Annotated in this window: 6 protein-coding genes and 1 pseudogene; 4 read left to right on the top strand and 3 right to left on the bottom strand. The window is 35.0% G+C overall.

Going from position 1 to position 5,221, the window contains the following annotated elements; all coding sequences use genetic code 11:
• Positions 1-113 precede the first annotated feature (113 nt).
• Positions 114-590 (bottom strand): helix-turn-helix domain-containing protein, encoded by a 477-nt coding sequence (locus tag VXP95_RS15155; protein ID WP_416712333.1) that lies wholly within the window; start codon positions 588-590, stop codon positions 114-116.
• Positions 591-1,130: 540 nt separating this feature from the next.
• Here VXP95_RS15155 and VXP95_RS15150 point away from each other — a divergent pair.
• From VXP95_RS15150 to VXP95_RS15140, 3 genes and pseudogenes are all read left to right on the top strand, one after another.
• The gene (locus tag VXP95_RS15150; RefSeq protein WP_001986287.1) at positions 1,131-1,844 is read left to right on the top strand and encodes a phosphoribosyltransferase; all 714 of its coding nucleotides are present in this window, start codon (positions 1,131-1,133) and stop codon (positions 1,842-1,844) included.
• Positions 1,845-2,237: 393 nt separating this feature from the next.
• Positions 2,238-3,437 (top strand): tyrosine-type recombinase/integrase, encoded by a 1,200-nt coding sequence (locus tag VXP95_RS15145; protein ID WP_416712332.1) that lies wholly within the window; start codon positions 2,238-2,240, stop codon positions 3,435-3,437.
• A gap of 33 nt (positions 3,438-3,470) precedes the next feature.
• Positions 3,471-3,692 (top strand): annotated as a pseudogene (locus VXP95_RS15140) (antitoxin HicB).
• Between the two features lie 269 nt (positions 3,693-3,961).
• Here VXP95_RS15140 and VXP95_RS15135 read toward each other — a convergent pair.
• Entirely contained in the window at positions 3,962-4,213 is a 252-nt protein-coding gene (locus tag VXP95_RS15135; protein ID WP_004758991.1) for a hypothetical protein, read from the bottom strand.
• 194 nt (positions 4,214-4,407) lie between these two features.
• Here VXP95_RS15135 and VXP95_RS15130 point away from each other — a divergent pair, with 194 nt between their 5' ends.
• The gene (locus VXP95_RS15130) at positions 4,408-4,629 is read left to right on the top strand and encodes a helix-turn-helix domain-containing protein (protein WP_004658364.1); all 222 of its coding nucleotides are present in this window, start codon (positions 4,408-4,410) and stop codon (positions 4,627-4,629) included.
• Positions 4,630-4,939: 310 nt separating this feature from the next.
• Here VXP95_RS15130 and VXP95_RS15125 read toward each other — a convergent pair whose 3' ends face one another.
• Positions 4,940-5,158, bottom strand: coding sequence for a hypothetical protein (locus tag VXP95_RS15125; protein ID WP_416712331.1), 219 nt, complete (start codon positions 5,156-5,158; stop codon positions 4,940-4,942).
• Positions 5,159-5,221: the final 63 nt, after the last annotated feature.

The raw sequence follows: 5,221 nt of genomic DNA, 5'->3' as shown, positions 1-5,221 counted from the left end.
TGGTTGATCGACTCAGTCGATGAGTTATTTCGAGTTTTTTTCGAATCCTGTATGAATAATAAAGTAGTTTGACTATATAATCTCACCCTGTGCTGCCTGTTGTCTTAATTGGGCTATGTCTTGTTCTGCTTGTGCATAACGTTCAGAGCATCTTTTTTTTTCAGGCTGTGGCGTGTTCGTTTATACACGATACCTGATGCCCTGAGGAATCGTCTTAGCGTTTCCTGACAAATTTCGATTTGATATTGTTCATATAATCGCTGTCTGATTTGTTCTGAGTTTAAAGTGTCGCTATCAATCCACGATAAAATCTGTGCCTGATGTACAGCTTGTAATATTCGTGGATGTCCAGAACGCTTACCCTCCCAAATCGCTTCTATTTTATGGTGTCGCCAGTTTCTGCGGTGAGTACGAATTGTTTCTTCCTTTACTCCATGTAATACCGCAATTTCTTTCACTGTTTTACCTTGTGACAACCACAATATGGTTTGTGAGCGTTGCCTTTCTCGCCAATGCTTTGCATGTTTGATTAAATGTTCTAGTTGATCCTGCTCGTCTTGTATCAACTCTATTGCTTGAACATAGGGCATCAGGTTATTCTCAAAGTTATTTTTTATATTATTACATGTTTAGTTGGGTGGTGGAACTTAGTAAAATGAAAGTTAAAGATTTAATTAAATAATTAGAAGAGTTTGATCTGGAATTAGATGTTTTAATTGCTAATGAAGAGAACAAAATCATTGGCATAAAAACCCTAGCCCGATTCTTTGAAATAAGCTATGTTTCTTTTGTTCATCCAGAGACACAAAGAAATGATATGGAAAGAAATGTTGAATTTACCTTTTTAGGAATGTCGACTAAAGACTCTAGAGTTATTGTTTTTATTGACGTTGTTCCATAATTTTCAAGTAGTCAAAATGAGTATACAATATTCATGTGATGCAAGAAGATACAACTGGATAGGATGGGCCCATAAGTATTTGAAGCTGCCTCGTGTATGATCATGGGGACTGTCCAAACAAACGGCTTTTGAGAGTGCTGCCTGATACGAAAAATAATATCCAAGAGATGCTAGCGGTAAATTTAGTGTAAAATTTAATGCTAGCCATCATTAAAACTTATTTAAAAATATGAAGTTATATCGCACAGATTGGAATATGTTTCCTAAAACGGTTATTGACCGTGGTCTTGGAGATGCAACCTCTCATTACATGTATGAAGCTGCTAAAGCAGGGGATGTTGAAAGTGCGTATATTTTAGCTAAAGATTTAGTTTCGGATGAGGCGATTGCTGAACTAGAAAGAATTATCGATGGTCGGGAAACTATTATAGTACCTGTACATGCTGAGGAAGCAGTCGGTCGTAATATGATTCCTTTAGCTACTTCAGCAGTTATAGCAAAGAAACTTGGGCTTGAAGTTGATACGAATATAGTTCAAGCTATAAAAGTATCAAGAACTGGCGGTGATGGGTGGCATAGATTAGCCAACCCACCAGCATTTGATGGGACAATAAACAATGATAAATGTGTTATTATTGTTGATGATACCCAGACCCAAGGTGGTACTTTTGCAGCATTAAAAGGTCATATTGAAACAACTGGGACGAATAAAGTTATTGGAGCATATGCACTGACGGGTAAACAATACTCATCACAATTAGCTCTAAGTAAAGAAACTCTTCAGCAATTGAGGGATGTATATGGTAATCTTGAAGCATGGTGGAAATCGATTTACGGGTACGATTTCGAAAGGCTCACAGAGTGGGAAGCAAAGTATATCCTCAACTCTCGTAAAACAGCTGACGAAGTCCGAGATAGAATCATTGCGTCAAAACAAACGTGATGCTTATGCACTTATGATGAAAATGAATTAATTATTATTTAATTAAGTTAAAAGACTGCTATATAGCGGTCTTTTTTGTTTTTGAGCTCTACAAATTTTAATGAGTACATATAGTTACTTTTATAAAAATGATAATAAAGGGTAGAGGAGGTCATCTAAGAATTTAAAGCACAAGACTTATTTAACATTGATGACAGAAAAAGTGAGTTGTTGGGAACTTAAAGAAGAGGTGGTACTTATAATGGTTACTAAAATACAAATACTTAAAATATTAAATATATAAAACAATATATTACAAATATATATGATGCGTAGTGTACGCATCATATATAAAGCTTTCTATTTTGATATAATTGATCCAATCAACCCCTTATTAGGTTTCATTTAAATTCCATGAGTCTTACTGAAATTAAAGTTCGCCAAGCTCATTGCAAGGAAAAAACCTGTTTTTTATCCGATGAAGATGGGCTTAGCCTGAAGATTGAACCGAGTGGAAGAAAATCTTGGTGCTATCGCTATACAGATCCACAAACTAAAAAACGTCGACGCATTCAGTTAGGTCTTTATCCTGATTTATCGCTGAAAAAGGCACGACAAGTCAGAGATGACTTTAAAGATAATAATTTCTGTTTTGAACATGATACGGCCTCTAATGTCATCACCTTTGGTAAGGTCGGGGAGGAGTGGTTACAGTTCAAACTGAAGAATGCCTTCAACGATCTACCCCGCTGTGGTGTACTACAGTTAGCAGAAAGATGCTTACAACAAGATATTTATCCAGACCTTCAGGATTTACCTTTTCAAAACATCAAGCGTTATGACCTGGTTTCAGTAATCAAAAAAATAGAGGGACGCCAAGTAAAAGAGCCTGTCAAGAAAGCTTGTAGTTATTTGAACCAAATTTATGACTACGCTGTAGCGATGGGTTATTGTGAATTCAACATCGCGCATGGTTTAAATAAAATCGCCATTAACAGTAAAATCAAGAAGAATTATCCGTATTTGAAAGCGGAGGATATATCTGATTTTAAGTATAAATTACAAAAAATGGATGCCCATCCGATTATTAAAAAAGCACTGATGTTTAAATTATATACTGGAGTGCGAGGGGCAGAATTGTTATTGTCTGAGCCTCATCATTTTGATTTAAATGAAAAAATATGGAAAATACCTGCCTTGCATATTAAACAGTTTCGACGAAAAGTCATATTAGGCCATGAGATTCCAGATTTTTTAGTTCCACTTTCAAATCAGGCTTTAGAGATTTTGAAAGACGTCATGCAGTGGTCATACGGTGAAAAATACCTTTTTGCTAGCCCTCGCAAACACAATCAACCGATTCATTTTAATACTCTAAATATGGCCATACGTAAGATGGGGTATGGCAAACATCAACTATCTTCTCATGGACTACGTTCCACTTTTAGTACCATTTTGAATGACTCAGGTTTGTTCCAGGATAACTGGATTGAGGCTCAACTTTCACATATTGATAAGAACCGTACCCGTGCCAGCTATAATCACGCTGACTATTTAGCCCAGCGGACTGAAATGATGCAGTGGTGGGGTGATTATTTAGGTACTGATAAGTGAAAATCGTATTTTTATACATAAACTTAAAACATTATGGGGGTTCAAATGGATAGTAACCAATATACTTACCGTGTTACATGGTCAGCAGAAGATAATGAGTATGTTGGGTCGTGTGCTGAGTTTCCATCATTGTCTTGACTTGATGCGGATCAGTCTAAAGCATTCTCAGGAATAGAGAAGCTCGTTGCTGATGTTGTCGCTGATATGATTAGCAATAATGAAAAAGTTCCTACACCACTCTCCGGAAAAATATAGTGGTCAGTTTATTGTCATTGTTCTCAGTGGTTTAACAAAAACTAGCCCTCGCAGCCGCAGAACGTGGCGTGAACATAAATTGTTTAGTATCAGCAAAAAGAGCGATGTAATTTTAGTCTGTACTAATGTCTAGTAGGAGTGAGTGATAGAGCAGGAACAAGAATTTATGCTTCATATATTCTGTAAATCGTATGAATTAATAGGTATTTTTAAAGAAAGTTTCTTTGATTTAGTGCTTTTTATTTAAAAAATTAATTTTTAAATACAACTTAGGCTAATTGATAAACACTATCTGGAAAGATTAAAAGAAAATATTTTTTAATTTCTGCTAATTCATTTAAGGCAGGTTCCCTTTCAAGCAGTTGAAATGTCCAAATAAGTACAGCCTGATGATTATCATAGCAAGTATTTACTCCAAGAAAATTAGCCATTCCATAACTTCTATTGATGTTCATTTCTTTAATTAATTGATTTCCTAAGTCACGAGCTTGCTGGCTGATCAATAACTCATTTGTTAACACGGCGGTCATCTCCACAAAATAATCTAGTGCAGGTTCAATCCTTATACTTAAAAAGTTATAATTTAGTTGAAATGGATAAAATATACTTTCTATAAGTTTTAATAACCTGCTGTAGGTTAATTTTAGCAAAGTATTACTCAGGCAACAACTTTAAATAACCCGCAGCAAGTTATTTTTTGTAAATTAATTTAAATATGATTACTTGTAAGTTATCTAGCCTCATGGGCGATAGAAAAATTTTAAAATTAAGTGAAGTGGTGCATGCAACAGGTATCAATCGCAATACGCTCACAAGTATGTATTATGACCGTGCTGTACGTATTGAATTACCAGTCGCCGATAAGTTGTGTAAGTACTTTAACTGTACGATGAATGATTTGTTTGAGTTTAAGGAAGAAGTTGAAGAAAAGGATTAACTAATACTTCGTTTGATAAGTTTTCCCTACAGGTCTAATACTGAATTTTATAAAGCTTCATCGAAAACATATATTTACTTTATTATTTATATAAAGGAATCAATCGAATGATAGAGGTATTTTTCTTATAACTTAGTTAAGAAGAGGGGCTAATGACCCACAATAGCGGTAACTATTGTGGGTTTGTTCCATGTAATGCAAATTGCCGTACAAGGAATTTAAAATGACTTCACTCCTCATCTTACGTTGCCCTTGTACTTATTGCAAGATTTTGAGTCTTTTTACAGGATTTTTCATTACACCATTTAAATTACTTCTTTTTATCATGTCGATAATGTTGGGTGCCAAGGCCTGTCGCCATAACATTTGAAATTGAAAGTTCTATAGATGTTCGCAATCCATCGAATAATTGAACCTCATTTGATGCACGAAGATAGTCCAATATATTTTCGCTCAAGGACTCTATGATTGCTTTGGGATTTCTAATTCTAAATTGATCACTTTCAGCCAATTTAAGGCTTTGTTGCACAAACCTAGCCTATAAGGTTTATTCAGTCCTATAATTTCAAAATGAATAAACATACTCCTAAAA

The organism is Acinetobacter sp. 226, from assembly GCF_048147925.1.
GTDB lineage: Bacteria > Pseudomonadota > Gammaproteobacteria > Pseudomonadales > Moraxellaceae > Acinetobacter > Acinetobacter pecorum.
The sequence above is the reverse complement of the archived record's forward strand: the minus strand, read 5'-3'. Positions and strand labels throughout refer to the sequence as shown.